The sequence below is a fragment of the Duganella violaceipulchra genome (assembly GCF_019166075.1).
GTDB classification, from domain to species: Bacteria; Pseudomonadota; Gammaproteobacteria; order Burkholderiales; family Burkholderiaceae_D; genus Rugamonas; species Rugamonas violaceipulchra.
Genome location: NZ_JAHTGR010000001.1, coordinates 588,947 through 612,831 on the forward strand (window position 1 = coordinate 588,947; position 23,885 = coordinate 612,831).

Genomic DNA, 23,885 nt, shown 5'->3' on the forward strand with positions numbered 1-23,885 from the left:
AGGCCGCCATGATGTCCCGTTTACACCTGCTTAACGGTCGTTCTTGTGGCTTTGACGCCCGGCTTCGGCATGCTGTTCCGGCGTGCCGCCGCGCGTGCCGCCGGAGGAACCCGTACCGCCCGAGCTGCCCTGATTGCCTTGACTGCCGCTGCGCGTATTGGCATTGGACGAAGCGCTTTGCTGATTGCCGTCGTTCTTGTGGCTCTGGCTGCCGGCCACGCGCGCCTCTTCGGGCGTGAACTCATGGGCATGGCCAGACGCGTGTGCCGCACGTCCGCCTTCGGCCGCGATCTCGCGCTGCTTGTCGGGGTCCATCGACGCGAACCCGCGATTGCTGGTGTCGCTCTGCTGGTTCTGTCCCCTGCCACCCTGGTTGCCTTGATTGCCTTGATTACCTTGATTCGAGTTTGCCATGATATAGCCTCCGGTTAGTGTAAAAAACCCTAGCTCATCAGTACTGTCACTGCCGATGTGTCAAGGAGGTGTCATCGTAAAGCTGGTTCAACGGACAGGATATAAGTCTGCTCGCTGTGTGCGTGTAGGAGATGACTGTCGAATTGGTACTGCAAGTTTTAGCGCGAAATTGTCAACTACTCGTTTCTGTTTTTCAAGCACTGTAGCGGGCGACTGATGGCGCTGGTCTATGGCACACTGCAATCCTGTAGACAGGCAAGAGGCAAGCATGAGCGCGGGACCGGAAGACAAGGAGCAGCCATCGCAACACCGGCGCAGCAGCGACCGCGACCGGCGCACAACGCGCCAGGAGATCGGCACGCCGAGCTATCTGGACCCCGGCGACACCGTCTTCAGCCTGTGGGGCCGCGTGCTGATGGCGCGCTACCGCCGCATCGCCGTCGCCGTCACGCGCCACATCATCCAGCGGCCGCTGCACATCGGCGTCTCGGCCCGCATCTTTCATCCGGAGCCCGGCGCCGCCGGCCTGCGCAGCAAGAACCTGCAATACCTTGAGGAATCCATCGCGCAGTGGGTGATGTCGCGCGACGTGCTGGTGTTCATGATCCCGACCGTCAATACCGACGGCCTGCTGCACCCCTCCAACATCCGCCTGCGCGACTACGCCAAGCACCTGGACGGCCTGGTGCTGCAAGGCGGCGCCGACGTTTCGCCGCAAAGTTATTCGGAAACGCCCACCCGCCCCGAATGGAGCGGCGACCGCGCGCGGGATATGTACGAGCTGGAACTGCTGCATGAATTTGTCGAAGCGGGCAAGCCGGTGCTGGGCATCTGCCGCGGCTGCCAGCTGATCAACGTGGCCTTCGGCGGCACGCTGTACCAGGACATTGCCTCCGATGTGCCCGACTCGCTGGCCCACGTCAACGACGACTACGACCGCAACCGCCACCAAGTCAGCTTCCCGGCCGGCTCTTCGCTGGCCAAGCTGTTCAAGGGCAAGGGCGCCGGCCTGGTCAACTCCATCCACCACCAGGCCGTCAAGACGCTGGGGCGCGACATGGCGGTGGAGGCGCTGTCGGTGCCGGACAATATGATCGAAGCGATCCGCTACCGCAAGGCGCCCTTCGTCATGGGCCTGCAATGGCATCCGGAATTCCACCAGGCCGGCGGCGTCGAACTGCTCGACTGCACCGCCATCCTCGACAACTTCCTGCGCGTGGCGCGCGAGACGCGGTTCTAGGTGATCCACGACGCCACCGCGCCGAACTGCGCGGTCGGTTGGTACCACTGCCGATAAATTGGAGGTGGTCACAAACTGTGGCCACCTCTCCAGCAAGAGAAAGAAGTAGATTCCTCCTCTTGACCGATCACTCGCCGCGGAAGCGCTGGATCGCCGCGTCGACCATGCCTTCGGCGCTGCCGCTGCGGTCGAACTGCTGGCGCAGGTAGTGGGCGTCGCTGCCCTCGTGCGTGACCTGCACCAGATGCTGCAAGCCCGCAGTGCCGCCCAGCGCCGCACCGTGCGGCTCCATCTTGCGCAGCGTGGTCAGGATGTCCTCGCGCAGCGACAGGCTCTCGTAGTTCTTCGGATGCACCAGCGTGCCGTCCAGGCCGAAGCGGCAGGCCTGGAAGCGGTTGTAGTTGTAGACCAGGTAGTCGTCCTCCACCGGCGGCGCCTCGCGGCGCTCCAGCAGATAACGGCACAGCGCCTGCAGATACACGGCCAGCGCCGCCGCCCGCTCCACCGTCAACGGCGTGTCGCACACGCGCAGCTCGATGGTGCCGAACTCCGGCTTCGGCCGGATGTCCCAGTAGAAGTCCTTCATGCTCTTGATGACGCCGGTGTGCTCCATCTTGGCGAAGTACTCATGCTCGAAGGTCGACCAGCTTTGCGTGAACGGCGCCCGCCCGCTCATCGGGAAGGCGAACACGGAGTTCAGCCGCGCCGAATTGAACAGCGTGTCGTTCCCCTGCACATACGGCGACGACGACGACAGCGCGATGAAGTGCGGCACGTAGCGGCTCAGCGAATGCAGCAGGAACAGCGCGTCGTCGCCCGAGGCGCAGCCGATGTGCACGTGCTGGCCGAAAATCGTAAACTGTTTAGCCAGATAGCCATACAGCTCCGACACTTCCTTGAAACGCGGCTTGGCAAAGATCCTGCGGTCCGACCATTTCTGGAACGGATGCGTGCCGCCGCCGCAGATGCCGATGTTGAGCTGCTCGCCGGCCTGCACCAGCGTGTCGCGGATCACCTGCAACTGCGACACCAGCTCGCTGTGATGCGTGTGCACGTCGCTGTTAATCTCGATCATGCTCTCGGTGATTTCCGGCGTGACGTTGCCGGGAAACGGCTTGCGGCTCAACAGGTGCAGCAGGTCCGGGCTGGACGCGGTCAGGTCGAAGTCCGACAGGCTGACCAGTTGCAGCTCCAGCTCCACGCCCATGGTGAGCGGTTGCGATGATTTGAAGGGTTCCAATGGCATGTCAATGCTCCTCTTTAGCGGCGGTTTCATTCGCCCAGATCAGCGCCCGCTGCGTGATGATGGGGCCTACCACTTCCAGCAATAAGGTCATGGCCGCCAACGCGGCCAGTTCGTCGACCAGCACGATGCCCATGTAACGCGTCTGTTCCAGCAGCAGCGTGACGAACACCGACATCGGCGACAGCGCGATCCCGGTCAGCAAGCCCTTGCGCCACGAGATGCCGCCGACGTGCGCGAACGCCGCCACGGCGGCCGCCTTGACCAGGAAGCGCGCCAGCACCAGCACCACGCCGAGGCCGGCGCCGGCCACCACGCGATCCCACTCCAGCGTGGAGACGGCAAACACGAACAGCAGCACCGTCAGCAGTTCGCCGATGCCGCCGAAGTTGCGCTCGGTGCGGCTGAACGCGACGCGGCTGTGGCGCGCGGCCAGGCCGAAGGTCAGCGTGGCCAACACCGGCGAGACGTCGAAGGCATGCGCCAGCGCCACCAGCAGCACCACGCCCATGGCGAAGGCGACGGTGCCGTCCTGCGCGATCGCGCCCAGGCGGCGCAGCACGGCCGGCACGATAAAGCCCAGCACCGCGCCCATCACGGCCGACATCACCAGTTCGATCAGGCTGTGCGACACGGCCTGCGTCAGGCTGCCCGAGGTCTGGAACACCCAGAAGCCCACCACCACCTTGAACACGAACACCGCCAGCACGCAGTTGATGGCCACCAGGTGCAGCACGCGCTCGGTCACCTGCCCCGAGCTGTCCTCCTCGTTAATCACGCGCAGCACGCCGGCCGGCGAGGTGGACATGGCCAGCGACGCCAGCAACAGCGAGGTCAGCGGCGGCATGCCGGTCAGATGCGAAATCAGATAGACCACGCCGAAGGTGGCGGCCGATTCGGCCAGCCCGCTGACCGCGATCCAGGGATTGATGCGCAGCCAGTGCAGGTTGATGCGATAACCGAATTCAAACAGTATCAGTCCGAAAGCCAGGTTGGCCAACAGCGTCACGGTGCTTGAAGCGCCGCTGCTCAGTGCAGTGGGAAACGCCTGCGCCATTAAAAAACCCACCAGGCCGTAGACGCTGATGCGCGGCAAACGGGTCCAGCGGTGTATGAATTCTCCTGACAGCCAAGCCAGCGCTATCGCCAAGGGCCAGCCTAGTTCGGCCATGAAGACCTGAATATCCGGCATGTACTTCTCCTTTTAAAAGATACTTGTACAATTCTGTACAATTGCTCGCGTTTTGACTGTGCGCTAAGAGACATAAGGGAGCAACATGCTTGAACTAATCAGCGAACACGCCTGTTTTGGCGGTGTGCAGCGCTTCTACCAACACGCATCGCGCGAAATCGGCCTGCCGATGCGCTTCTCCGTTTTCATTCCAGTCAAGGCCGCCGAAGGCCGCGCGCCGGCGCTGTTCTACCTGGCCGGGCTGACCTGCAACGAAGAGACTTTCATGATCAAGGCCGGCGCCCAACGCGCCGCCGCCGAAGCGGGCCTGATCCTGATCGCACCGGACACCAGCCCGCGCGGCGCCGGCGTCTACGGCGAAACGGACAACTGGGATTTTGGCGTCGGCGCCGGCTTCTATCTCGACGCTACGCAAGCACCGTGGGCCACGCATTACCGCATGTACAGCTACCTTCACGAACTGCGCGAACTGGTGGTGGAGGAACTGCCGGTGGACGCCGAACGCATCGGCATCTTCGGCCACTCGATGGGCGGGCACGGCGCGCTGACCATCGCCTTGAAACGGCCGGACCTGTTCCGTTCCGTCTCAGCCTTCGCGCCGATCGCGGCGCCGTCGATGTGCCCGTGGGGTAAGAAGGCTTTCAGCGGCTACCTCGGCGACAATCCCGGCGCATGGGAACAGTACGACGCCAGCCTGCTGATGGCGCGCTTGCAGACGCCCTTCCCGGCCGGCATCCTGATTGACCAGGGGCTGGGCGACAAGTTCCTCAAGGAGCAGCTGTATCCGGAAGTGTTTGAAGCGGCCTGCCGCACCGCCGCGCAGCCGCTGGAACTGCGGCGGCATGCGCGTTACGATCACGGCTACTACTTCATCGCCAGCTTCATGGAAGACCACATCCGCTTCCACGCGCGCTGCCTGGCGGCGCTGTAGCGCAAACTTGATCTACAGCTTGATTTCCGTGCCCAGGCGCTGCAGGAACTGGCCCAGCCACGCCGGGTGCGCGGGCCAAGCCGGCGCGGTGACGAAGTTGCCGTCGGTGACAGCCTGGTCCACAGGAATGTCGGCGTAGCTGGCGCCGGCCAGCTTGACCTCCGGGGCGCAGGCCGGATAGGCCGAGATGGTCTTGCCGCGGATGACGTCGGCCGCCGCCAGCAATTGCGCGCCGTGGCACACGGCGGCGATCGGCTTGTTCGCGGCGGCGAACTGCTGCACGATCTCGATCACGCGCGGATTGAGCCGCAGGTATTCCGGTGCGCGGCCGCCGGCGATCATCAGCGCATCATAATTGGCCACGTCGACATCGGCGAAGCTGGCGTTGAGCGCGAACAGGTGGCCCGGCTTTTCCGTGTAGGTCTGGTCGCCCTCGAAATCATGGATGGCGGTCTTGATGGTGTCGCCGGCCCGCTTGTCGGGGCACACCGCGTGCACCGTATGGCCCACCATCTGCAGCGCCTGGAACGGCACCATGGTTTCGTAGTCCTCTGCAAAGTCGCCCGTCAGAAACAGTATTTTCTTAGCCGCCACGGTATATCCTTTCGAGAAATGAAAAACAAAAAAAGGGCCGTGACGTCGCCGTCACGGCCCCTCGATAGTACCCTTGTTCGCGTCGGCGTGCTTAGGCCGCAGCCTTGGCCAGCACGGTGCGGATGGTGCCCGCCAGCTCCTCGGCCGAGAACTTGGCCACGTAGGCGTCCGCGCCTACGCCCTTGACGTGGTCTTCGTTGGTCTTGCCCGACAACGAGGAATGGATCACCACAGGAATCTTGGCGAAGCGCGCATCCTGCTTGACCAGGCGGGTCAGCGTGAAGCCGTCCATCTCCGGCATTTCCAGGTCGGTCAGGATCATGGCGACGCGGTCGGTGATCGGCACGCCTTCGGCTTTGGCGCCGTCGGAAATATGCTGCAGGCGATCCCAGGCTTCCTTGCCGGACTTGGTCATGATGAAGTGTACCCCCATCGCTTCCAGGCCCTTCTCGATCAGGTTGCGGGCGACCACGGAATCGTCCGCCGCCAGGATGACCGCACCCGGCTTGAGGATGACTTTCGGGCCGATGGTTTCAGGATCGACGTCCTTGCCTTCGGACGGCACCAGCTCGCGCAGGATGGTTTCCACGTCCAGCACCTGCGCCAGGCGGGTGTTCTGCACGTCGCCGTCGACGCGGGCGATGCTGGTGACCTTGCCGCCGGCGGTGCCTTCGGCGGTCAGCACCTGGCTCCAGTCCAGGCGCACGATCTCATCCACCGATTCCACGGCGAAGGCCTGGGTGGTGCGGGCGAATTCGGTGACCAACATGATGTTCAGACCGGTTTTTGGGGTCACACCGACGATGCCTGGCAAATCCAGCACCGTGATGATTTGTCCGCGCAGATTGACGACGCCCAGCATATGTGGCGGGGACCCGGCCACTGCGGTCACTTCCGGCATCGCGACGATTTCGCGAATTTTGAAGACGTTAATACCGAACAACTCGGAATGTTCGCCGTTGGCGTCGGCGCCAAGGCGGAACAGTAGCAGTTCGAATTTATTGGAGTTGGTCAGGTTACTGCGCTCATCAACTTCCTGCTGAACTGATTTCATAGATTTCTTCTCCGTCGGTGGTAGCTTCGTAGCAAGTATAGCGGCTGCCACTGCCCCCGTCACACTTTGGCGCAGAGATATTGTTATACAGCACGAGATACAACGTTTGCCGCACCATATGCACAACTGCGGACGCAAAAAAGGAAGCCCGCAGGCTTCCTTTTAATGTGCTACCGAATTCTGGAGCGGGAGAAGAGTCTCGAACTCTCGACCTCAACCTTGGCAAGGTTGCGCTCTACCAACTGAGCTACTCCCGCAGAAGACGAAATTATGACAGAAAGATCTCGACTTTACTAGTGCTCAGCTCCAACTTTTTACAAAACCATCGATGGTGTAAGCTGGCTAACATTTCGCAATGATGAAGGAATGGGATGGATTCGATCGAAGTCGTGCTGGTGATGCTGCTGGCAGTGGTGGCCAGCGCCTATCTGACCCGCTTCCTGCCGCGCGCGGTGCCGTTGCCGCTGGTGCAGATCGCGCTCGGCGCGCTGATCGCCGCCAAGTCCAGCCGCGGCGTCGACCTGGAGCCGGACCTGTTCTTCCTGGTGTTCCTGCCGCCGTTGCTGTTCCTGGACGGCTGGCGCATCCCCAAGAGCGGCCTGTTGCGCGACAAGGGCACCATCCTGGAACTGGCGCTGGGGCTGGTGATCTTCACCGTCATCGGCGCCGGCTTCCTGATCCACTGGCTGATCCCCGCCATGCCGCTGGCGGTCGCCTTCGCGCTGGCCGCCATCATTTCGCCCACCGATCCGGTCGCCGTCAGCGCCATCGCCGCCACCACGCCCATCCCCAAGCGCCTGATGCACATCCTGGAGGGCGAATCGCTGCTCAACGACGCCTCCGGCCTGGTGTGCTTCCGCTTCGCCGTGGCCGCCGCGCTGACCGGCGCCTTTTCGATCAGCGGCGCCACCCTCACCTTCGTCTGGCTGGTGGCGGCCGGCATAGCCGCCGGCGTCGCCGTGACGATGCTGGTGACGCGCATGCAGCACTGGCTCAGCTGCCGCTACGGCGAACCGGTGGGATCGCCCATCCTGGTCAGCCTGCTGCTGCCGTTCGGCGCCTACCTGGTGGCGGAGCGCCTGCACGCCTCCGGCATCCTGGCGGCGGTGGCGGCCGGCATCACCATGAGCTACGCGGAGCTGGGCGGCCACACCTTGGCCAACACCCGCATCCAGCGCTCGGCCGTGTGGGACACGGTGCAGTTCGCGCTGAACGGCATCATGTTCGTGCTGCTGGGCGAACAACTGCCCGACATCTTCCGCGGCGCCAGCGCCACCATCGAGGAGAGCGGCCATCTGAATCCGTGGTGGCTGGCGGTGTATGCGGTGGCCATCAATGTCGGCCTGCTGGTGCTGCGCATGCTGTGGGTGTGGGCTTCGCTGCGGCTGACCATCTACAAGCAAAAGATCCGCAACCAGCCGCGTATCAAGATCAACCCGCGCCTGCTGCTGGCGACCACGCTGGCCGGCGCGCGCGGCGCCATCACGCTGGCCGGCGTGCTGACGCTGCCGCTGGCCATGCCCGACGGCACGCCCTTCCCGGCGCGCGCGCTGACCATCTTCCTGGCCTGCTCGGTGATCCTGGTGTCGCTGCTGGTGGCCAGCCTGGGCCTGCCGCGCCTGCTGGCCGGCATGACCTTCCCCGCCTCGCCGGAGCAGCAGCAGGAGGAAGACCTGGCGCGGCGCGCGGCGGCCAACGCCGCCATCACCGCCGTCGAGCAGACGCAGATCGCCTTGATGGAGGCCGATTCCTGCGTCGACCCGGAGGTGTATCCGCAGGCGGCGGCGCGCATCATCGCCTTCTATCAGCACAAGCTGCGGGAAGTCGATCCCGACAACGACGCCGCCTGGCGCAAGACCGACCACGCGGAAAAGGAACTGCGGCTGGCGGCGCTGGCGGCGGAGCGACACGCCGTCTACGACCTGGCGCGGCACGACCATATCTCCGACGAGATTTCGCGCAAGCTGGTGCGCGAGATCGACCTGGTGGAAGCGCGCTACCGCTAGTCTTTATGGCTCATTGACGTATTGATAAGAATCGGTAATCATCTGGGCCATGCTACCGAAGCGCACACAAATCACCGTCGCCGCCGCCTGGATCTTATTCTGGCTGCTGATGAACGTCACCGCCGTTCAGGAATACCTGCGCGACCATCAGCATGGCGTGTGGAAGCCTATTCTGTGGGAGAGCTCCTCCGCGCTGACCGGCACCTTGCTGCTGCTGGCCCAGCGCCGTTTCACGCGCAGGTACGACCATCTGCTGGCGCAGCCGCTGCACTGGTTCGCGCGCCAGCTGGTGTGGTTGCCGATCTACTGGGTGCTGTTCGTGCCGGTCGCCTTCGGCATCCGCCAGGGCGGGTACGCGCTGGCCGGCGAAACCTACGACCACCTGCCGTGGCCGCAAACCTTCCTGTACGAAGACGTGAAGATGACGGTGTTCTTCAGTATCTTCGCCACCATCATGTTCGGCGTGCTGTCGTATCACGCGATGCAGAACGAGAAGCTGCGCGTCGAGCGCGTCAACGCCTCGCTGCGCGAGGCCCAGCTGCTGCGGCTTACCCAGCAGATGCAGCCGCACTTCCTGTTCAACGCCCTCAACACCATCTCCTCGCTGATGCACAGCGACGTGGCGCGCGCCGATGCGATGCTGATCCAGCTGGCCGACGTGCTGCGCGCCACGCTCGACGTCAGCGAACAGCACCAGGTGACGCTGGAGATGGAGCTGCGCCTGCTGCGCGGCTACGCGGCCCTGATGAGCGAACGGTTTTCCGACCGCGTGCACATCGACTGGCATATCGACGATGCGCTGCTGGGCTGCCAGGTGCCGGTGATGAGCATGCAGCCGCTGTTGGAGAACATCTTCAAGCACACCGTCGAACGGCGCCGCCAGGCCACCGGCATCACCATCTCGGCCAGCCGCGAGCAAGGCGCGATGCTGCTGCGGCTGGAGGACGACGGCGGCATGCTGCCGGCCGCCGACGCGGCGCCCGATCCGCGGCCCGGCGGCGGCATCGGCGTGCGCAACCTGCGCGAGCGGCTGGCGGCCCTGTACGGCGCCAGCGCCTCCTTCGATCTGATCCAGTTGTCGCCCGCCGGCGTGCGGGCAGAAATGCGCTTGCCATGCGCGTCCTGATCGTCGACGACGAGCGCCCCGCGCGCGACAAGATGCGGCGCCTGCTGGAGCTGGAACCGGACATCAGCGCCATCGACGAGGCCCGCGACGGCGTCGACGCGCTCGAACGCCTGCCCGGCTTCGCGCCCGACCTGCTGCTACTCGACATCCAGATGCCCGAGATCACCGGCCTGGAAGTGGCGGCCTCGCTGCCGGCGCCGGCGCCGCTGGTGGTGTTCGTCACCGCCTACGACGAATACGCGATCCGCGCCTTCGACGCCAACGCCATCGATTACCTGCTCAAACCCTACGACCAGCAGCGCCTGCAACGCGCCCTCCAGCGCGTGCGCGAACGCCTCGCCCAGCAGCGCGCCGCCCTGACCGTCCACCCCAAGCCGCCGACGCTCATCGAAGAAGCCCCTGCCCCGTCGCATCCGCTGCCCGCCATCAGCCAGCTGCTGATTCCGGAACGGGGCGGCACCCGCATCGTCAAGGTCGAACAAATCCAGTGGATAGAAACGGCCGACAACTACGTCGTGCTGCACACCGCCGACGGCCAGCCGCTGATGCGCCAGACCCTGGCCGGCCTGGTCGACAAGCTCGGGCCGCGCTTCCAGCGCTGCCACCGGCGCGCCGCCGTGCAGCTGGACTGGATCGCCAGCGTGCAGCATCTCGACAAGGGCGACGGTGAACTGGTGCTGCGCAGCGGCGTGCGCGTGCCGTGTTCGCGCCAGTACCGCGCCGAAGTGATGGCGCGCCTGCAAGCGCCGCCTATCCGTGCGCCGGAGCGGCCGCCGTCCTGCTAACCTGTCAGTCTCTCACCAGACCAGGAGACAACCATGCACAGCATCCAGAAGATCACCCCCTTCCTGTGGTTCGCGGGGCAAGCAGAGCAAGCGGCCGAGTTCTACGTCGGCATCTTCCGCAATTCCAAGATCTGCGACATCGTCCGCTACACCGAGGCCGGCCAGGAACAGCACGGCCAGCCGCCCGGCAGCGTGATGATCGTCAGCCTGAAACTGGACGGCCAGGACTTCACCCTGTTGAACGGCGGCCCGGCCTTCCAGTTCACGCCGGCGGTATCGTTCGTGATCAACTGCGAAAGCCAGGAGGAAATCGACCACTTCTGGAACCAGCTGTCCGAGGGCGGCGCGCCGGAAGCCCGCCAATGCGGCTGGCTGGCCGACAAGTACGGCCTGTCATGGCAAGTGGTGCCGACGGCGCTGCCGACCATGCTGATGGACGCCGACACCGAGAAGGCCGGCCGCGTCATGGCGGCCCTGATGGGCATGAAAAAGATCGACCTTGCCGCGCTGAAGAAGGCCTACGCCGGATAGCGGGCCGGCTCGCCCCACCGGCATCCCGGTTCGCCCCAGCGCGCTGGACGCCGGCAGTGGGACCTCGCTAGACTGGCTTCATTCAACCAGGAGCGAGCCCCATGAACCCTCACGAGAACAATCGCCTGTACTTCCTCGACTGGATACGCATCTTCGCGTTCTTCGTCCTGATCTTCTACCACACCGGCATGTACTACGTGAGCTGGGGCTGGCACGTCAAAAGCCCGTACGCCAGCGACACCATCGAGCCGCTGGTGATGTTGTCCTCGCCGTGGCGGCTTGGCTTGCTGTTCATGATCTCCGGCGTCGCCACCGCCTTCATGCTGCAAAAGATCCGCGTCGGCGCCCTGCTCAAGCAGCGCAGCTGGCGCCTGCTGGTGCCGCTGGTGTTCGGCATGCTGGTGATCGTGCCGCCGCAGCCCTATTTCGAGGTGATCGAAAAGTTCAACTACGCCGGCAGCTACGCCGACTTCATGCGCCTGTACGTCAGCGGCTACCACGGCTTCTGCAAGGACGGCGGCTGCCTCGACCTGCCGACCTGAAACCATCTGTGGTTCGTGATCTACCTGTGGGCCTATACGATGGTGATCGGTGGCGTGGCCGCACTGGCCGGCGCCGAACGTCTGCACTCGTGGTCCGCCGCGCTGGGCCGCCAGCTGACCGGCTGGAAGATCATCACGCTGCCGGTGCTGGTGTTGTTCGTCGCCCGCTATGCGCTGGTCGAGTCCTTCCCTGAAACCCACGCCCTGGTCAACGACTGGTACAACCACGCCCACTACTTCTTCCTGTTCGTGATGGGCGTGATGCTGGCGCTGCAAAAGGGCTTCTGGACCAATGTGGACAGACTGCGCTGGACCAGCCTGGGCCTGTGGCTATTCAGCTGGGTGGTGGTGGTGGTGCTGAATGCGATGCCGGAGCCGGTGGCCAACCTGCCTGTCATCGCGCAACTGAAGCCGCTGCTGCGCATGATCGTCTGCGTCGGCCAGTGGGCGCCGATCATGGCGATCTGCGGCTTCGGCCATCGCCACCTGGCCTTCGACAGCGCCAAGCGCCGCTACCTGACCGAAGCCGTGTTCCCGGTCTACATCGTGCATCAGACGCTGATCGTCAGCATGGCGCACTGGCTCAAGCCGGTGAAGCTGGCGCCCGGCATCGAAGGCGTGGTGCTGGTCGTGCTGACCTTCACCATCAGCTTCGGCGTGTTCGAGACGGTGCGCCGCATCGCCGTGCTGCGCCCACTGTTCGGCCTTGGCCGCGCTACTTCACAAACGTCAGCGTATGCGTCGCGGGACCAGGCAGCAGCGGTGAGTCCCGCCCGCTGAGCCAATCGCCACGGCCATCCAGGAAGTACGGCGACAATGGATGGCCGCTCTGGCCACCCGGCATGTTGAAGATGCCCTGCTCCTCGTGGCCCGGCGACACCGTCAGCCGCTCCGACTGGCCGAACGACGGCCCCGCCACGCGCGGCATATGCTGGTCGCCCGACAGCATGTCCGGCGCCACTTTCAGGTATTTGCCCAGCACCGGCACCACCGCGGCAAACGGATGCGCGCTGGCCGCCGTATTGCGCTCCCCCCAGGTGGCCTTGGCCAGCGGCTTGCCGTCCTTGGTCAGGTCGGCGATCACGCGGTCCAGCGCGGCCAGCTGCAAGGCCTGCCAGCTGGCGTACTGCGGCGGCAACCAGCCGGCCGGCTGCTGGTCCAGCACACGGGCCACCACCACCGGCCAACGCGAGGTCACCGCCGCCATGGTGGACTTGGGATCGATCTTCGCCATTTCCTCGTTGGCGCTTTCGAACAGGATGTCGTACAGCGCGTACATGTAGGCGCGCGTGATGCGGTAGCCCACCGAATCCACGCTGGCCTTGCCGGTCCAGCTGTCCTTCAACATCTTCAGTGCTTCGGCGCGTGGCGCGTTGCCTTCGACGGCCTTGCCATCCAGCGCCGCGATGGCGCGTTCACGCCACGGTGTCATGAAGATGGCGCGGTCGTCCAGCGTGATGGCGTAAACTTTTTTCACGTCGGTCTTGGGGCCCAGCGCGGTCAGGTCGTCGCGTACCTGGTGGGTGCGCGCGCCGAGATCGAAGCCGCCGTCGCCCAGCAGCTCCGCGCCGGCATTGGCCAGCTGGCGGCTGTTGGCGGTGGCCAGCTGGCCAGCGGCCGGGTTGACGACCTTCGGATATTCCTCAGGTTTGAGCCAGCCGGTCCAGACGCCGGCCTGGTCGTCCGCCGACAGCGGATAGGTGCCGGCCACGCCGGCCGGCGCGCGGCGCGGCAGCGCACCGGCGATGGTCCAGCCGATGTTGCCCTTGTCGTCGCCGCCGACAAAGTTCTGCGCCGGAATGCCCATCGTCGGCGCGATCGCCAGCGCCTGTTCCAGCGTATCGGCGAACTCCAGGTTCTTCGCATTGACGTTGACGGCGGCCGCCGTGTGCGCAACCCAGTGGATGGCGTAGCTGTGGCCCATGGCCTCGCGGATCGGACCGAGGCTGGTTTCGCGAACGGCCAGTTTGGCGGCCGGTTCGCCTTTGATTAATATCGTTTCCTCATGCAGCACCGGGGTCTCCCAGCCGGCCTGGGTGCGCACCTGTCCGGGCTTGGCCGGGTCGGTGTCGAGCTTGATCAGGTCGAGATAGTCGCCGTAGCTGTTGGTGAAGCCCCAGGCCACGTGGCCGTTACTGCCGACCACCACCACCGGCGCGCCGGGTAGCGTCACGCCGACCACGCGGCGCTGGCCACCCTTCCCGTCGGGGAACTGCAAGGCCGCGCGATACCAGATCGCCGGCAGCTGGATACCGAGGTGCATATCGTCCGACACGATGGCGCCGCCGGTGTCGCTGCGGGCGCCGGCCACGGCCCAGTTGTTGCTGCCCACGGTGTTGAGGAATTCCGCCGCCGCCACCTTGGGATCGGTGTGCGCCGCGCCGCCGTCGGCCTTGGGCTTGCCCCACCATGCGGGCGGCGCGGCGGGAATCACGATATCCGGCGCGGTGATCGATTGCGCGTCAAGCGGCGCATCCCACTGCGTCGATTCCGGCGCCAGGAAGGCGCGCTGTTCGTCCGTCGCATGGTCGCGGAACCAGCCACGCGCCAGTTCGCGCGGTTCCTGGCTGCCTTGCAGGTCGAAGTACATGGCCCAGATCACCAGCAGCGAATCGGCCGGCGCCCAGGCGCGCGGCGCCATGCCGATCAGCGAGTACTCGAATGGCTTGGCGCTCAGCTTTTCCAGGCCGGCGTTGACGCCCGCCACATAGCGGTCCAGCAGCGCGCGGTCGGCCGGCGGCATGGCAGCCAGGGCCAGCTCGGCGCGGGCGCGGAAGCGGTGCAGGCGATGGGATTTATCCAGCGGCAGTGCGCGCGCGCCAAAGAGTTCGGACAATTCGCCGGACGACACGCGGCGCAGCAAATCCATCTGGAAGTAGCGCTCCTGCGCGTGGACGAAACCGGTGGCGTAGGCCACGTCCAGCCGGCTGCCGCCGCTGATGACCGGCACGCCGTGTTCATCGCGCGCCACGCTGGCGCCGGACTCCAGCCCCGCCGCCTGCACCGTGCCTTCCAACTGGGCCAGGCTGCCGCGCAAATACATCCAGGCCGCCGCGATAGCCAGCACGATCAACACCACCAATCCGATTACGACACGCTTGGACCATACCGCCAGCCTGTTCTTTTGCATAGCATCCCCATGATTGATTAAAGTACCATGTTGAGGATAGTGCCAGAGAACCGGCCACGCAGGCAATCAGATGGTTGATGTCACAGCGCCAGCTCCCAGGTTTCGTTGACCATGTCCTGGCCGAAGGCGTGCACCGGCTCCTCGGCCACCAGCACATAGCCTTTGCTGCGGTAGATCTGGCGAGCTTCCTTCTGCTGGTCCGTGGTCCACAGGCGCATCTTGCGGTAGCCGGCGGCGCGCGCATAGCGATGGCATTCGTCCACCAGCCGCGAACCGAGGCCGTAGCCGCGCGCCTGCTCTTCCACCAGCAGCAAGCGCAGCTTGCCCACACCCGGCTCGCCACTGCGCGCCAGCGCGATCGAGCCGACCGGCTGGCCGCCCATCTCGGCGATCCAGCACTGCTCCCGCGCCGGATCGAAGTTTTGCGCGAAGTCGGCACAGATCTCGCCGACCAGCGTTTCAAAGCTGTCGTCCCAGCCCTGCTCCGCCGTGTACAGCGCGCCGTGGCGGCGGGTGATCCATTCCATGTCGCCGGCGCGGAAGGTGCGCAGCACGAAGGGCTGGGCGTATTTCAGGCCGCTGCCAGCGTCCAGCAGCTGCTCGATGGTGCGCATCGCATCGAGCATGCGCAGCTGGTCTGCCTCGCCCAGGCGGCCCAGCAGATCGCCGATTTCGTCGCGCGAACGGCGCTCCAGCGGATCGTAGACGGCGCGGCCCTGCGCCGTCAGGTGCAGCAGCTTGGAACGGCCGTCGGTGGCCGACGGCACCTTGGAGACCATTCCCGCGCTCTCGAACTTGGCCAGGATGCGGCTCAGGTATCCGCGATCCAGGCCAAGATCGCGGCCCAGCACCGCGGCCGGCTGGTCGCCATGCTGGGCCAGTTCGTACAGCACGCGGGTCTCGGTCAGCGTGTATTCGCTGTGCAGCAGGCCTTCGCGCAGCACGCCGATCTGGCGCGTGAAGAAGCGGTTGAAGGAACGGACCGCCGCAACGCGGTCATCAAAAACAGGAACAGGCATACGACCTCCGACTGGAACATCAGCCGATTTTGCAACAGATTGTTGACTCAGTCAACAATAAATCCCATGACCGGCCCGGCGGTGCTAGAGTCACAACAACCCGACTCCGAGCCGACGCCCATGCAAACCGCTCCGATCCCCGACAACGACGCCGAGCGCCTGGCGGCGCTGCGCGAACTGCTGATATTGGACACGCCGCCGGAAGAGCGCTTCGACAAGGTGGTGCAGTTCGCCGCCGAGGAATTCGACATGCCGATCGCGCTGATATCGCTGAGCGACGAGAACCGCCAATGGTTCAAGGCCCGTGTGGGCATGGATGCGTGCGAAGGCGCGCGCGACACCTCCTTTTGCGGCCACGCGATCCTGCAACCCGATATCTTCGTCATCCCCGACGCCCGCGCCGATGCGCGCTTTGCCGACAATCCCATCGTCACCGGCGAGCCTCATGCGGTCTTCTACGTCGGAGCGCCGCTGACCATGCCGTCCGGCTTCACCATCGGCACCCTGTGCATGATCGACCACAAGCCGCGCACGCTGGACGCGACCGAACTGGCGATCCTGGCGACGCTGCGCGACCTGCTGCTGGAAGAACTCAGCCAACGCCAGGAGGCGCCGCATGCCTGAGAACACGACCAGGAACCTGAACATGCTGCTGGTGGAGGAGCAAGCGCTGTTGCGCCGGACCGTCGCGCTGACGGCACGCTCACTGGGCTTGGGAACCATCCATGAAGCGGCCAGCATGGAGGCGGCGGAACGGCTGCTGCGGGAGCACAGCTTCCACGGCGCGGTGATCTCGATCGACTGCGGCTCGCTGCCAAACTGCACCTACAACCTGGCCTTGCTGGACCGGGTGCGCAAAGGCCTGTATGCCAGCGACAGCGGCATCCCCATCGCTGTGATGGCCCAACACGCCACCGCCGAACTGCTGAACGACCTGCGCGAGCGCAACGTGAGCCGCGTGATCCTCACGCCGTTCCGCGCCAAGGTACTGCTGGACACCTTCGCGGAGTTCGACGCGAACCACAAACCTGGCTGAAAGCGCGGCAACGCACAGAATGGCAGCTCCCTCCGACGTAGCATGATTTCAGTTCACCGCAACTGAAAGGACATGCCATGCAAACCGTAAACGATATGCAGGACTGCATAGACGCCTGCAACAATTGTCATCAAGCCTGCCTGCAAACCGCGCTGACGCAATGCCTGCAAATGGGCGGGCGCCACGTCGAGCCGGATCACTTCCGGCTGATGATGGACTGCTCCAGCATCTGCGAGCTATCGGCCAATTTTCAGCTGGGCGGATCGCCCTTCAGCCGCCGCCTGTGCGCGCTCTGCGCGGAAATCTGCCATGCTTGCGCGCTGAGCTGCCGCGGCCTGGATGACATGGAAGACTGCACGCGCGCCTGTGAAGCGTGCGAACACTCCTGCCGCGCGATGGCGGGCTAGTACATTTCCTGGGCCACCTCACGCACCGCCTTCAACAGCAGGCCGGCGCCCGGCGACAGGATGTGGCCATTCACCGTGATGATGCCGTAGGCGTCCATGCGGCACGGCAGTTCGATCGGCAGGATGCTGAGCACATTCTGCGACTCGTAGTATTTGGCGACGGCGATCGGCATGACGTTGAGCGCGTCCGTCTGCTGCAACAGCGGTTTAATCAGCAGCACGGCGGTGGTGTCGACCACGTTGACCGGCACTTCCAGGCCGGCGCGGCGGAACATCAATTCGCAGCGCGCCCGCAGGATGCTGCCCTGCGGCGGCAAGATCCACGGCTGGCTGGCGATATCGCGCAGCGACAGGTTGCGCGCCTCCAGCAGCGGATGGCCGGGACGCACCACCGCGCACGCCGGCTCGTCGCCCAGTTCCTCGTAGCTCAGGCCCTCCGCGCTTTGGCGCTCGGGAATGCGGCCGATCATGAAGTCCAGCCGCCCGCGCTGCAACTGCTCCAGCAGGATGTTGGACTGCTCCATCTCGACGCCGATGCGCAGCTTGGGCGCCTGCAGCTTGGTGCGCGTGATCGCCTGCGGCAGCAGCGCGATCCCCGGCGTCATGATGGTGCCGATATCCACCTGCCCGGACAGGCCGGCCTTGATGGCGACGATGTCCTCGTGCGCCAGCGAGAGGCTGGTCAGCGCCATGCGGGCGTGGCGTATCATCGTTTCGCCGTAGATGGTCGGCTCCATGCCGCGCGGCAGACGGTCAAACAGCTGCACGCCCAGCATCTCCTCCAGGTCCTTCAGCTGCTTGGAGGCGGCCGGCTGCGTCATGTGCAGCTCTTCGGAGGCACGGTGGATATTGCGTTGTTCGTCGAGCGCGATCAGCAGCAGCAGCTGGCGCGTTTTGAGGCGCGCGCGCAAGAACCAGTTCGGGTTAGTTTCCATGGAAAAATGATATCACAATCGGTATTGATGTTGATGGCATACCGACTGTTGCGGTATCACTTGCATGCGGCGGAAGGATTGGCGGCAGGGCCTTCCCTGGTCTGCTTGACGAACGGGATGGTGCCGTCGGCGTTGTACTGGAACTCCTCGACCGCGACCGAACGGCGGTACTCGGCGCCGCCCGGTAGCTTGGCGTTGTGATAGAAGATGTAGGACTTGCCGTTGAAGTCGACGATGGCCTGGTGGATGGTCTTGACCTTGGCGTTCTTCGACATGATCACGCCGCGATACTGCCAGGGGCCGGTGGCGCTCGGGCCGGTCATATACGCCGTCTCTTCCGGGAAGTTGCGGGAATAGGATAAATAGTATGTGCCGTTATGCTTGTGCAGGTAGGACGCTTCGGTGAACATGTCCATGCCGACGGTTTGAATCGGGCCGTCGAATTCGATCATGTTCGGTTTCAGCTTGGCGTACTTCAGCACCGTGTTGCCCCAGTAGAGATAGGCCTGGCCGTCGTCGTCCTGGAAGATGGCAGGGTCGATGTCGTCCCAGGCGATCGGGGTTTGCAGTGTCATATCGTTCGTGACCAGCGCCGAACCGCGTGCGTCGACGAATGGGCCGGTCGGGCTGTCGGAAACGGCGACGCCGATGGCGTGGCCGGGGATGGTCGCGTGGTCGACGGTCGAATAGAAGTAGTACTTGCCATCGCGCTTGGTGATATCGGCGGCCCAGGCATGTCCCTTGGCCCACTTGAAGGTGGACGCCTGCACCGGCGAACCGCGGTCGGTCCAGTTCTTCATGTCGCAGCTGGTGTAGACGCGCCATTCGTTCATCACGTAGTCCTTGCTCTTCGGCGTGGCTTCGTCATGGCCGACGTAGAGGTAGACGGTGCCGTTTTCCACATATGCCGAAGGATCGGCCGTGAACAGCTTGGGGAACAGCGGGTTGGCCGCCTGCGCGGCGCTCAGCGCCAGGCCAGCCATGGCAAGGGCTACGAATTTGGTCAGCTTGACTTTCAACGGTCTCTCCGGTTATTTTTTATGTTTTGCGCCCAGCGCCATCAAGCGCTGCACCAGGCAGAATACGAACAGCAGGCCGCCGATCACGATCTTGGTCCACCATGAGCTGAGGGTGCCGTCAAACGCGATCAGCGTTTGTATCGTGCCCAGCACCAGCACGCCGGACAGCGAGCCGGCCACGTAGCCATATCCGCCGCTTAGCAAGGTGCCGCCAATGACCACCGCCGCGATGGCATCCAGCTCCGTACCCTGCGCGTGCAGGCCGTAGCCGGACAACATGTAGAACGAGAACAGCACGCCGGCCAGCGCGGCGCAAAAGCCGCTGAAGGCGTAGATCAGCACCTTGGTGCGCCCCACCCTCAGGCCCATCATCAGCGCCGACTGCTCGTTGCCGCCGACCGCGTAGATGGCGCGGCCAAACGGCGTGCAGTGCGCGACGTAGATCGCTGCGGCCAGGGTCAGCACCGCGATCAACGCACCGGGCGAGATGAAACCGCCCAGTATCGGCAACTGCGTCTGCGACATGGCGACGTACAGCGGATCGTCGATGGTGATCGAGTTAATGCTGATCAGGTAGCACAGGCCGCGCGCCAGGAACATGCCGGCCAGCGTGACGATGAACGGCTGCAGCTTGAAGTAGTGGATCATGGCGCCCATCGCCGCGCCGAAGCCGGCGCCCAGCGTCAGCGCGATCACGATCACCAGCAAGGGCGGCAGGTGCCAGCTTTGCAGCAGCCAGGCGGAGATCATCGTCGTCAGCGCCAGCACCGAGCCCACCGACAGGTCGATGCCGCCGGAGAGAATGACGAAGCTCATTCCCACCGCGATCACCAGCAGGAAGGCGTTGTCGATCAGGAGATTGAACAGCACTTGCATGGAAAGGAAGCCGGGATAGGCCACGCCGCCCGCCGCCAACAGGACGATCAGCAGCATCACCGTGACCAGCGACGTGAAATACGGCGACGCCATCCAGGCGCGCCCGCGAAGTATCATGGTGCTCATGCTGCCCCACCTTTAATCCGGGCGCGGAAGGCGCGCCACATGTTCTTGAATTCCGCCGACTGCGACAGGCATACCAGGAACACCACCACCGACTTGACGACCATGTTGATTTCCGGCGGCAGGCCGATTGAGTAGATGGTGTAGGTCAGCGTCTGGATGATCAGCGCGCCGATCACGCTGCCCGCCAGGCTGAATTTGCCGCCGGCCAGCGAGGTGCCGCCCAGCGTGACGGCCAAGATGGCGTCCAGTTCCAGCAGCAAGCCGGCGTTGTTGGCGTCCGCGCTCTTGATGTTCGCGCTGATCATCAGGCCGGCGAGGCCGGCGCAGGCGCTGCAGAACACGTAGACGAAGAGGATCAGCACCGCAGTTTTCAAGCCCGCCAGCCGCGCTGCGACCGGATTGATGCCGACCGCCTGGATGAACAGGCCCAGCGCCGTCTTGCGCATCAACAGCGCGGTGACCAGGAATACCGCCGCGACGATGTAGAGCGAGAACGGCAAGCCAAACAGGTAGCCGCTGCCGAGGAAGAAGAACGGTTTGTAGTAGACGGTGACGATCTGGCCGTCCGTGAACAGCTGCGCCAGGCCGCGCCCCGCCACCATCAGGATCAGCGTGGCGACAATGGGTTGCAGTCCCAAGCCGGCCACCAGCAGGCCGTTCCACGCGCCGCACAGCAGCGCCGCGCCCATGGCTGCGCACAAGGCCCAGACCATCGGCGTGTTGGCGACGTATTCGGGCACGCCATCCTGCATCACCATCGTGCCGCCGATGAGCATGGCGGCGACGGTGCCGCTGATCGCGACCACCGCGCCGACCGAGATGTCGATGCCGCGCGTGGCGATCACCAGCGTCATGCCGAGAGCGGCCAGCACCAGCGGCGCGGCGCGGTTGGCGATGTCGATCAAGCTGCCGTACAGGTGGCCGTCTTTGATCTCCAGGTGGAAGAAGCCGGGAACCAGCAACAGGTCCACCAGCAGCAGCAACACCAGCGCTGCCAGTGGGCGGAATAAGGGATGGCGCACAAACATGGATGCAGTCGATGGTGAGGTGGGGCCGGATGTCAGGGTGAGCAGCGGGCTATTCATGGACGTCTCCTGCGGCGATTACCTGCAGCACCGAGCTCTCGTCCAATGCGCCGCGTGGGTACTCGCCGCCGGCTTTACGGTCGCGCATGACGACGATACGGTCGCTCACGCGCAGCACTTCCGGCAGCTCGGACGAAATGAACAGGATCGCCATGCCCTTGCGGCACAAGGCGGTCACATAATCCATGATCTCCTGCTTGGCGCGCACGTCGATGCCGCGCGTCGGTTCGTCCAGGATCAGCATCTTCGGCTCGGTGGCCAGCCAGCGCGCCAACAGCACTTTCTGCTGGTTGCCGCCGGAGAGCGTGCCGATAGGCGTTTCGATGCTGGCTGTCTTGATGCCCAGCGCCCTGACGTATTCCTCCGCCAGCTGCTGCTGACGCTTGAGGGGAATCGCGCGCAGGATGCCGGTGCGGGCTTGCAGGGCCAGGATCAGGTTCTCGCGCACGGACAGTTCGAGCACTGCACCTTCATGCTTGCGGTCCTCCGAGCAGAAGCCGATGCCGGCGGCGATGGCGTCACGCGGCGAGGCGAAGCTGCACTCCTTGCCATCGATGACGATGCTGCCGCTATCCGCCTTGTCCGCGCCGAACAGCAAGCGCGCAGCCTCGGTGCGGCCGGAGCCCAGCAGTCCGGCCAGGCCTAGCAACTCGCCCTGCCGCAGCTCGATATCCATCGGCGACAATGCGCCCTTGCGGCCCAAGCCGGTCGCACGCAGAAAGGTTGCCAGCTTTGACGGCGCAGCAGCGGTGGCGGGTGCGGCAGTACTCTCGCCAACCGTAGCCGGCGCGCCGACCATCTTGTTCACCAGATCAAACCGCGACAACTCGCTGCAGGCGTACTCGCCTTCCCGCTCGCCATTGCGCATGACGGTGATGCGATCCGAAATCGCATAGGTTTGATCGAGGAAGTGCGTCACAAACAGTATCGCCATGCCCTGCTCGCGCAGGCCGCGCAATACGCTGAACAACAAGTCCACTTCCTTCTCATCGAGACTGGACGTCGGCTCATCGAGTATCAGTACCTTGGCCGATACCAGCAAGGCGCGCGAAATCGCCACCATCTGCTGGATCGCCAGCGGATAGCGCGCCAGCGGCTGCGATACGTCGATCCGGATCTGCATCCGTTCCAGCAGCTCCACCGCCTGCCGCTGCATGTCGGCCCAGTCGATGCCGCCGCGCTTGCGCGGATAACGGCCGATGAAGATATTCTCCGCGACCGAGAGATTCGGACACAGATTCACTTCCTGATAAACGGTGCTGATGCCCAGGTTCTGCGCCTCCAGCGTGGATGCAGGCTGTATCGCCCGCCCCTCCAGCAGGATCTGGCCCTGGTCCGGCGCATACACGCCGGTCAGCACTTTGATCAAGGTCGATTTGCCGGCGCCGTTCTGGCCCATCAGCGTATGCACCTCGCCCGGATACAGGTTCAATGCCACGCCGCTCAACGCCTGCACTCCGGGGAATGCCTTGCTGATGCCGCGCAGCTCCAGCACCGGAGCGGGCGCGGAAGTTAGGATAGTCATTGGATCAGTATTTACGGTTCGGGAATTCCTTGGCCGCGACTTCGGCCGGGAACACACCTTCTTGAGTAACAACGCGCTTCGGCACCGGCTTTCCAGCGACGACATCGCGCGCCAGCTGCATCAATTGAGGCCCCAGCAGCGGGCTGCATTCCACGGTCACGTTCAGCTTCCCGGCGATCATCGCCTCGAAGGCACCTTTGACGCCGTCAATGGAAATGACGACGATGTCCTTGCCCGGTTTCAGGCCCGCTTCCTCAATGGCCTGGATCGCGCCGATCGCCATGTCGTCGTTATGCGCATACAGCACATTGATCTTCTTGCCCTCGGCCTTGAGGAAAGCTTCCATCACCTCCTTGCCCTTGGCGCGGGTGAAGTCGCCGGTCTGCGAGCGGAGCACCTTCAGCTTCGGATTGCCGGCGATGACTTCCTCGAAGCCCTTCTTGCGGTCCAGCGCAGGGGCCGAACCGACGGTGCCTTGCAGCTCAACGATATTGATAACGGTATCGGGCGTCTTCTTCGCGCGCTCCAGCAGCCAGCGGCCGGCGCGGCGGCCTTCTTCCACAAAATCCGAACCGATGAAGGTGGCATACAGCGAAGGATCGCTGACGTTGACGGCGCGGTCAGTCAGGATGACAGGGATCTTGGCGGCCTTGGCCTCGCGCAGCACAGTGTCCCAGCCCGATTCCACCACCGGCGAAAACGCGATCAGGTCCACGCGCTGGGCGATGAAGGAGCGGATCGCCTTGACCTGGTTTTCCTGCTTTTGCTGGGCGTCGGCGAATTTGAGGGTAATGCCGTCCTTCTTGGCCGCGTCCTTGACCGACACGGTGTTCGCGGTGCGCCATTCGCTCTCGGCGCCGACCTGAGAGAACCCGATCACCAGCGGCTTGGCCGCGAAGACCGGGGTGTTGAAGGTAAAGGCGGCGAGGAATGCGGCGGCCAGCACGGTTCTGCGATTGCACGTCATAGCGAAGTCTCCAGATGGATTTTTATGTATTTTCTGGATCACATATTATGAGAAACGAGAATATCTATCCAATGACATTTTCCGCCAGTTTGATACCTATTT

22 protein-coding genes, 1 tRNA gene and 1 pseudogene are annotated in these 23,885 nt (G+C 64.3%); 10 read left to right on the top strand and 14 right to left on the bottom strand.

The window, feature by feature from the left end; all coding sequences use genetic code 11:
* Window positions 1–30: 30 nt before the first annotated feature.
* Window positions 31–414 (bottom strand): KGG domain-containing protein, encoded by a 384-nt coding sequence (locus tag KVP70_RS02520; protein ID WP_217940413.1) that lies wholly within the window; start codon window positions 412–414, stop codon window positions 31–33.
* Between the two features lie 268 nt (window positions 415–682).
* Here KVP70_RS02520 and KVP70_RS02525 point away from each other — a divergent pair, with 268 nt between their 5' ends.
* The gene (locus KVP70_RS02525; protein ID WP_217940414.1) at window positions 683–1,654 is read left to right on the top strand and encodes a gamma-glutamyl-gamma-aminobutyrate hydrolase family protein; all 972 of its coding nucleotides are present in this window, start codon (window positions 683–685) and stop codon (window positions 1,652–1,654) included.
* Between the two features lie 127 nt (window positions 1,655–1,781).
* On the opposite strand, the gene KVP70_RS02530 is transcribed toward KVP70_RS02525, so the two are convergent.
* Together KVP70_RS02530 and KVP70_RS02535 are read right to left on the bottom strand one after the other, a co-directional pair.
* The gene (locus KVP70_RS02530) at window positions 1,782–2,900 is read right to left on the bottom strand and encodes a YbdK family carboxylate-amine ligase (protein ID WP_217940415.1); all 1,119 of its coding nucleotides are present in this window, start codon (window positions 2,898–2,900) and stop codon (window positions 1,782–1,784) included.
* 1 nt (window position 2,901) lies between these two features.
* A complete protein-coding gene (locus KVP70_RS02535; RefSeq protein ID WP_217940416.1) occupies window positions 2,902–4,089 on the bottom strand; it encodes a cation:proton antiporter in 1,188 nt (395 codons plus the stop codon).
* Between the two features lie 85 nt (window positions 4,090–4,174).
* Here KVP70_RS02535 and fghA point away from each other — a divergent pair, with 85 nt between their 5' ends.
* On the top strand, window positions 4,175–5,020 hold the full coding sequence (gene fghA / locus KVP70_RS02540; protein WP_217940417.1) for an S-formylglutathione hydrolase: 846 nt from the start codon (window positions 4,175–4,177) through the stop codon (window positions 5,018–5,020).
* A 12-nt stretch (window positions 5,021–5,032) separates the two neighbouring features.
* Here fghA and KVP70_RS02545 read toward each other — a convergent pair whose 3' ends face one another.
* The 3 genes from KVP70_RS02545 to KVP70_RS02555 form a co-directional block, all read right to left on the bottom strand.
* Complete coding sequence (locus KVP70_RS02545; protein ID WP_217940418.1) at window positions 5,033–5,614, bottom strand: DJ-1/PfpI family protein; 582 nt, start codon at window positions 5,612–5,614, stop codon at window positions 5,033–5,035.
* A gap of 91 nt (window positions 5,615–5,705) precedes the next feature.
* Entirely contained in the window at window positions 5,706–6,668 is a 963-nt protein-coding gene (locus tag KVP70_RS02550; protein WP_217940419.1) for a chemotaxis protein, read from the bottom strand.
* 181 nt (window positions 6,669–6,849) lie between these two features.
* Window positions 6,850–6,925, bottom strand: a tRNA-Gly gene (locus KVP70_RS02555).
* Window positions 6,926–7,039: 114 nt separating this feature from the next.
* Between KVP70_RS02555 and KVP70_RS02560 the strand changes: the two genes are divergently transcribed.
* The 5 genes and pseudogenes from KVP70_RS02560 to KVP70_RS35190 all read left to right on the top strand — a co-directional run bounded on the left by KVP70_RS02560 (window position 7,040) and on the right by KVP70_RS35190 (window position 12,438).
* Window positions 7,040–8,674, top strand: coding sequence for a Na+/H+ antiporter (locus KVP70_RS02560; protein ID WP_217940420.1), 1,635 nt, complete (start codon window positions 7,040–7,042; stop codon window positions 8,672–8,674).
* Between the two features lie 49 nt (window positions 8,675–8,723).
* On the top strand, window positions 8,724–9,800 hold the full coding sequence (locus KVP70_RS02565) for a sensor histidine kinase (protein WP_217940421.1): 1,077 nt from the start codon (window positions 8,724–8,726) through the stop codon (window positions 9,798–9,800).
* The gene (locus KVP70_RS02570) at window positions 9,788–10,585 is read left to right on the top strand and encodes a LytR/AlgR family response regulator transcription factor (RefSeq protein WP_217940422.1); all 798 of its coding nucleotides are present in this window, start codon (window positions 9,788–9,790) and stop codon (window positions 10,583–10,585) included. Before KVP70_RS02565 ends, KVP70_RS02570 begins: the two co-directional genes overlap by 13 nt.
* Before the next feature lie 33 nt (window positions 10,586–10,618).
* On the top strand, window positions 10,619–11,116 hold the full coding sequence (locus KVP70_RS02575) for a VOC family protein (protein WP_217940423.1): 498 nt from the start codon (window positions 10,619–10,621) through the stop codon (window positions 11,114–11,116).
* 101 nt (window positions 11,117–11,217) lie between these two features.
* Window positions 11,218–12,438 (top strand): annotated as a pseudogene (locus KVP70_RS35190) (acyltransferase family protein).
* On the opposite strand, the gene KVP70_RS02585 reads toward KVP70_RS35190, so the two are convergent.
* Together KVP70_RS02585 and KVP70_RS02590 are read right to left on the bottom strand one after the other, a co-directional pair.
* Window positions 12,374–14,788 (bottom strand): penicillin acylase family protein, encoded by a 2,415-nt coding sequence (locus tag KVP70_RS02585; protein WP_217940424.1) that lies wholly within the window; start codon window positions 14,786–14,788, stop codon window positions 12,374–12,376. The pseudogene KVP70_RS35190 and the gene KVP70_RS02585 sit on opposite strands and share 65 nt — an antisense overlap.
* 80 nt (window positions 14,789–14,868) lie before the next feature.
* Window positions 14,869–15,807 (bottom strand): bifunctional helix-turn-helix transcriptional regulator/GNAT family N-acetyltransferase, encoded by a 939-nt coding sequence (locus tag KVP70_RS02590; RefSeq protein WP_217940425.1) that lies wholly within the window; start codon window positions 15,805–15,807, stop codon window positions 14,869–14,871.
* Window positions 15,808–15,927: 120 nt separating this feature from the next.
* Here KVP70_RS02590 and KVP70_RS02595 point away from each other — a divergent pair, with 120 nt between their 5' ends.
* The 3 genes from KVP70_RS02595 to KVP70_RS02605 all read left to right on the top strand — a co-directional run bounded on the left by KVP70_RS02595 (window position 15,928) and on the right by KVP70_RS02605 (window position 17,250).
* Complete coding sequence (locus tag KVP70_RS02595) at window positions 15,928–16,431, top strand: GAF domain-containing protein (RefSeq protein WP_217940426.1); 504 nt, start codon at window positions 15,928–15,930, stop codon at window positions 16,429–16,431.
* Window positions 16,424–16,843 (top strand): DNA-binding transcriptional response regulator, encoded by a 420-nt coding sequence (locus KVP70_RS02600; RefSeq protein WP_217940427.1) that lies wholly within the window; start codon window positions 16,424–16,426, stop codon window positions 16,841–16,843. The genes KVP70_RS02595 and KVP70_RS02600 overlap by 8 nt, the downstream gene beginning before the upstream one ends.
* A gap of 77 nt (window positions 16,844–16,920) precedes the next feature.
* A complete protein-coding gene (locus KVP70_RS02605; protein ID WP_229224533.1) occupies window positions 16,921–17,250 on the top strand; it encodes a four-helix bundle copper-binding protein in 330 nt (109 codons plus the stop codon).
* Here KVP70_RS02605 and KVP70_RS02610 read toward each other — a convergent pair.
* Genes KVP70_RS02610 through KVP70_RS02635 form a run of 6 tightly spaced genes read right to left on the bottom strand, consistent with a single transcriptional unit; the run spans window position 17,247 to window position 23,783 of the window.
* Window positions 17,247–18,185: a LysR family transcriptional regulator gene (locus KVP70_RS02610; protein WP_217940428.1), complete on the bottom strand. Its 939-nt coding sequence runs from the start codon at window positions 18,183–18,185 to the stop codon at window positions 17,247–17,249. The genes KVP70_RS02605 and KVP70_RS02610 overlap by 4 nt on opposite strands.
* 56 nt (window positions 18,186–18,241) lie before the next feature.
* Window positions 18,242–19,204: a glycoside hydrolase family 43 protein gene (locus tag KVP70_RS02615; protein ID WP_217940429.1), complete on the bottom strand. Its 963-nt coding sequence runs from the start codon at window positions 19,202–19,204 to the stop codon at window positions 18,242–18,244.
* A gap of 12 nt (window positions 19,205–19,216) precedes the next feature.
* Window positions 19,217–20,206 carry a galactofuranose ABC transporter, permease protein YjfF gene (yjfF, locus tag KVP70_RS02620; RefSeq protein ID WP_229224534.1) on the bottom strand — a complete coding sequence of 330 codons (990 nt, stop codon included), beginning with the start codon at window positions 20,204–20,206 and terminating at the stop codon, window positions 19,217–19,219.
* Window positions 20,203–21,234, bottom strand: a complete 1,032-nt coding sequence (locus KVP70_RS02625; RefSeq protein ID WP_217940527.1) for an ABC transporter permease — start codon at window positions 21,232–21,234, stop codon at window positions 20,203–20,205. The genes yjfF and KVP70_RS02625 overlap by 4 nt, the downstream gene beginning before the upstream one ends.
* Before the next feature lie 49 nt (window positions 21,235–21,283).
* Window positions 21,284–22,816 carry a sugar ABC transporter ATP-binding protein gene (locus KVP70_RS02630; RefSeq protein WP_217940430.1) on the bottom strand — a complete coding sequence of 511 codons (1,533 nt, stop codon included), beginning with the start codon at window positions 22,814–22,816 and terminating at the stop codon, window positions 21,284–21,286.
* Window positions 22,817–22,820: 4 nt separating this feature from the next.
* Window positions 22,821–23,783 carry an ABC transporter substrate-binding protein gene (locus KVP70_RS02635; protein ID WP_217940431.1) on the bottom strand — a complete coding sequence of 321 codons (963 nt, stop codon included), beginning with the start codon at window positions 23,781–23,783 and terminating at the stop codon, window positions 22,821–22,823.
* Window positions 23,784–23,885: the final 102 nt, after the last annotated feature.

Bases quoted from the DNA above. Each gene is read 5' to 3' on its own strand.
- KVP70_RS02630 (WP_217940430.1), bottom strand. From the start codon at position 22,816: ATGACTATCCTAACTTCCGCGCCCGCTCCGGTGCTGGAGCTGCGCGGC.
- KVP70_RS02565 (WP_217940421.1), top strand. From the start codon at position 8,724: ATGCTACCGAAGCGCACACAAATCACCGTCGCCGCCGCCTGGATCTTA.
- KVP70_RS02585 (WP_217940424.1), bottom strand. From the start codon at position 14,788: ATGCAAAAGAACAGGCTGGCGGTATGGTCCAAGCGTGTCGTAATCGGA.
- KVP70_RS02595 (WP_217940426.1), top strand. From the start codon at position 15,928: ATGCAAACCGCTCCGATCCCCGACAACGACGCCGAGCGCCTGGCGGCG.
- KVP70_RS02605 (WP_229224533.1), top strand. From the start codon at position 16,921: ATGCAAACCGTAAACGATATGCAGGACTGCATAGACGCCTGCAACAAT.
- fghA (WP_217940417.1), top strand. From the start codon at position 4,175: ATGCTTGAACTAATCAGCGAACACGCCTGTTTTGGCGGTGTGCAGCGC.
- KVP70_RS02570 (WP_217940422.1), top strand. From the start codon at position 9,788: ATGCGCGTCCTGATCGTCGACGACGAGCGCCCCGCGCGCGACAAGATG.
- KVP70_RS02575 (WP_217940423.1), top strand. From the start codon at position 10,619: ATGCACAGCATCCAGAAGATCACCCCCTTCCTGTGGTTCGCGGGGCAA.
- KVP70_RS02590 (WP_217940425.1), bottom strand. From the start codon at position 15,807: ATGCCTGTTCCTGTTTTTGATGACCGCGTTGCGGCGGTCCGTTCCTTC.
- KVP70_RS02560 (WP_217940420.1), top strand. From the start codon at position 7,040: ATGGATTCGATCGAAGTCGTGCTGGTGATGCTGCTGGCAGTGGTGGCC.
- KVP70_RS02635 (WP_217940431.1), bottom strand. From the start codon at position 23,783: ATGACGTGCAATCGCAGAACCGTGCTGGCCGCCGCATTCCTCGCCGCC.
- KVP70_RS02550 (WP_217940419.1), bottom strand. From the start codon at position 6,668: ATGAAATCAGTTCAGCAGGAAGTTGATGAGCGCAGTAACCTGACCAAC.
- KVP70_RS02625 (WP_217940527.1), bottom strand. From the start codon at position 21,234: ATGTTTGTGCGCCATCCCTTATTCCGCCCACTGGCAGCGCTGGTGTTG.
- KVP70_RS02520 (WP_217940413.1), bottom strand. From the start codon at position 414: ATGGCAAACTCGAATCAAGGTAATCAAGGCAATCAAGGCAACCAGGGT.
- yjfF (WP_229224534.1), bottom strand. From the start codon at position 20,206: ATGAGCACCATGATACTTCGCGGGCGCGCCTGGATGGCGTCGCCGTAT.
- KVP70_RS02525 (WP_217940414.1), top strand. From the start codon at position 683: ATGAGCGCGGGACCGGAAGACAAGGAGCAGCCATCGCAACACCGGCGC.
- KVP70_RS02535 (WP_217940416.1), bottom strand. From the start codon at position 4,089: ATGCCGGATATTCAGGTCTTCATGGCCGAACTAGGCTGGCCCTTGGCG.
- KVP70_RS02530 (WP_217940415.1), bottom strand. From the start codon at position 2,900: ATGCCATTGGAACCCTTCAAATCATCGCAACCGCTCACCATGGGCGTG.
- KVP70_RS02600 (WP_217940427.1), top strand. From the start codon at position 16,424: ATGCCTGAGAACACGACCAGGAACCTGAACATGCTGCTGGTGGAGGAG.
- KVP70_RS02610 (WP_217940428.1), bottom strand. From the start codon at position 18,185: ATGGAAACTAACCCGAACTGGTTCTTGCGCGCGCGCCTCAAAACGCGC.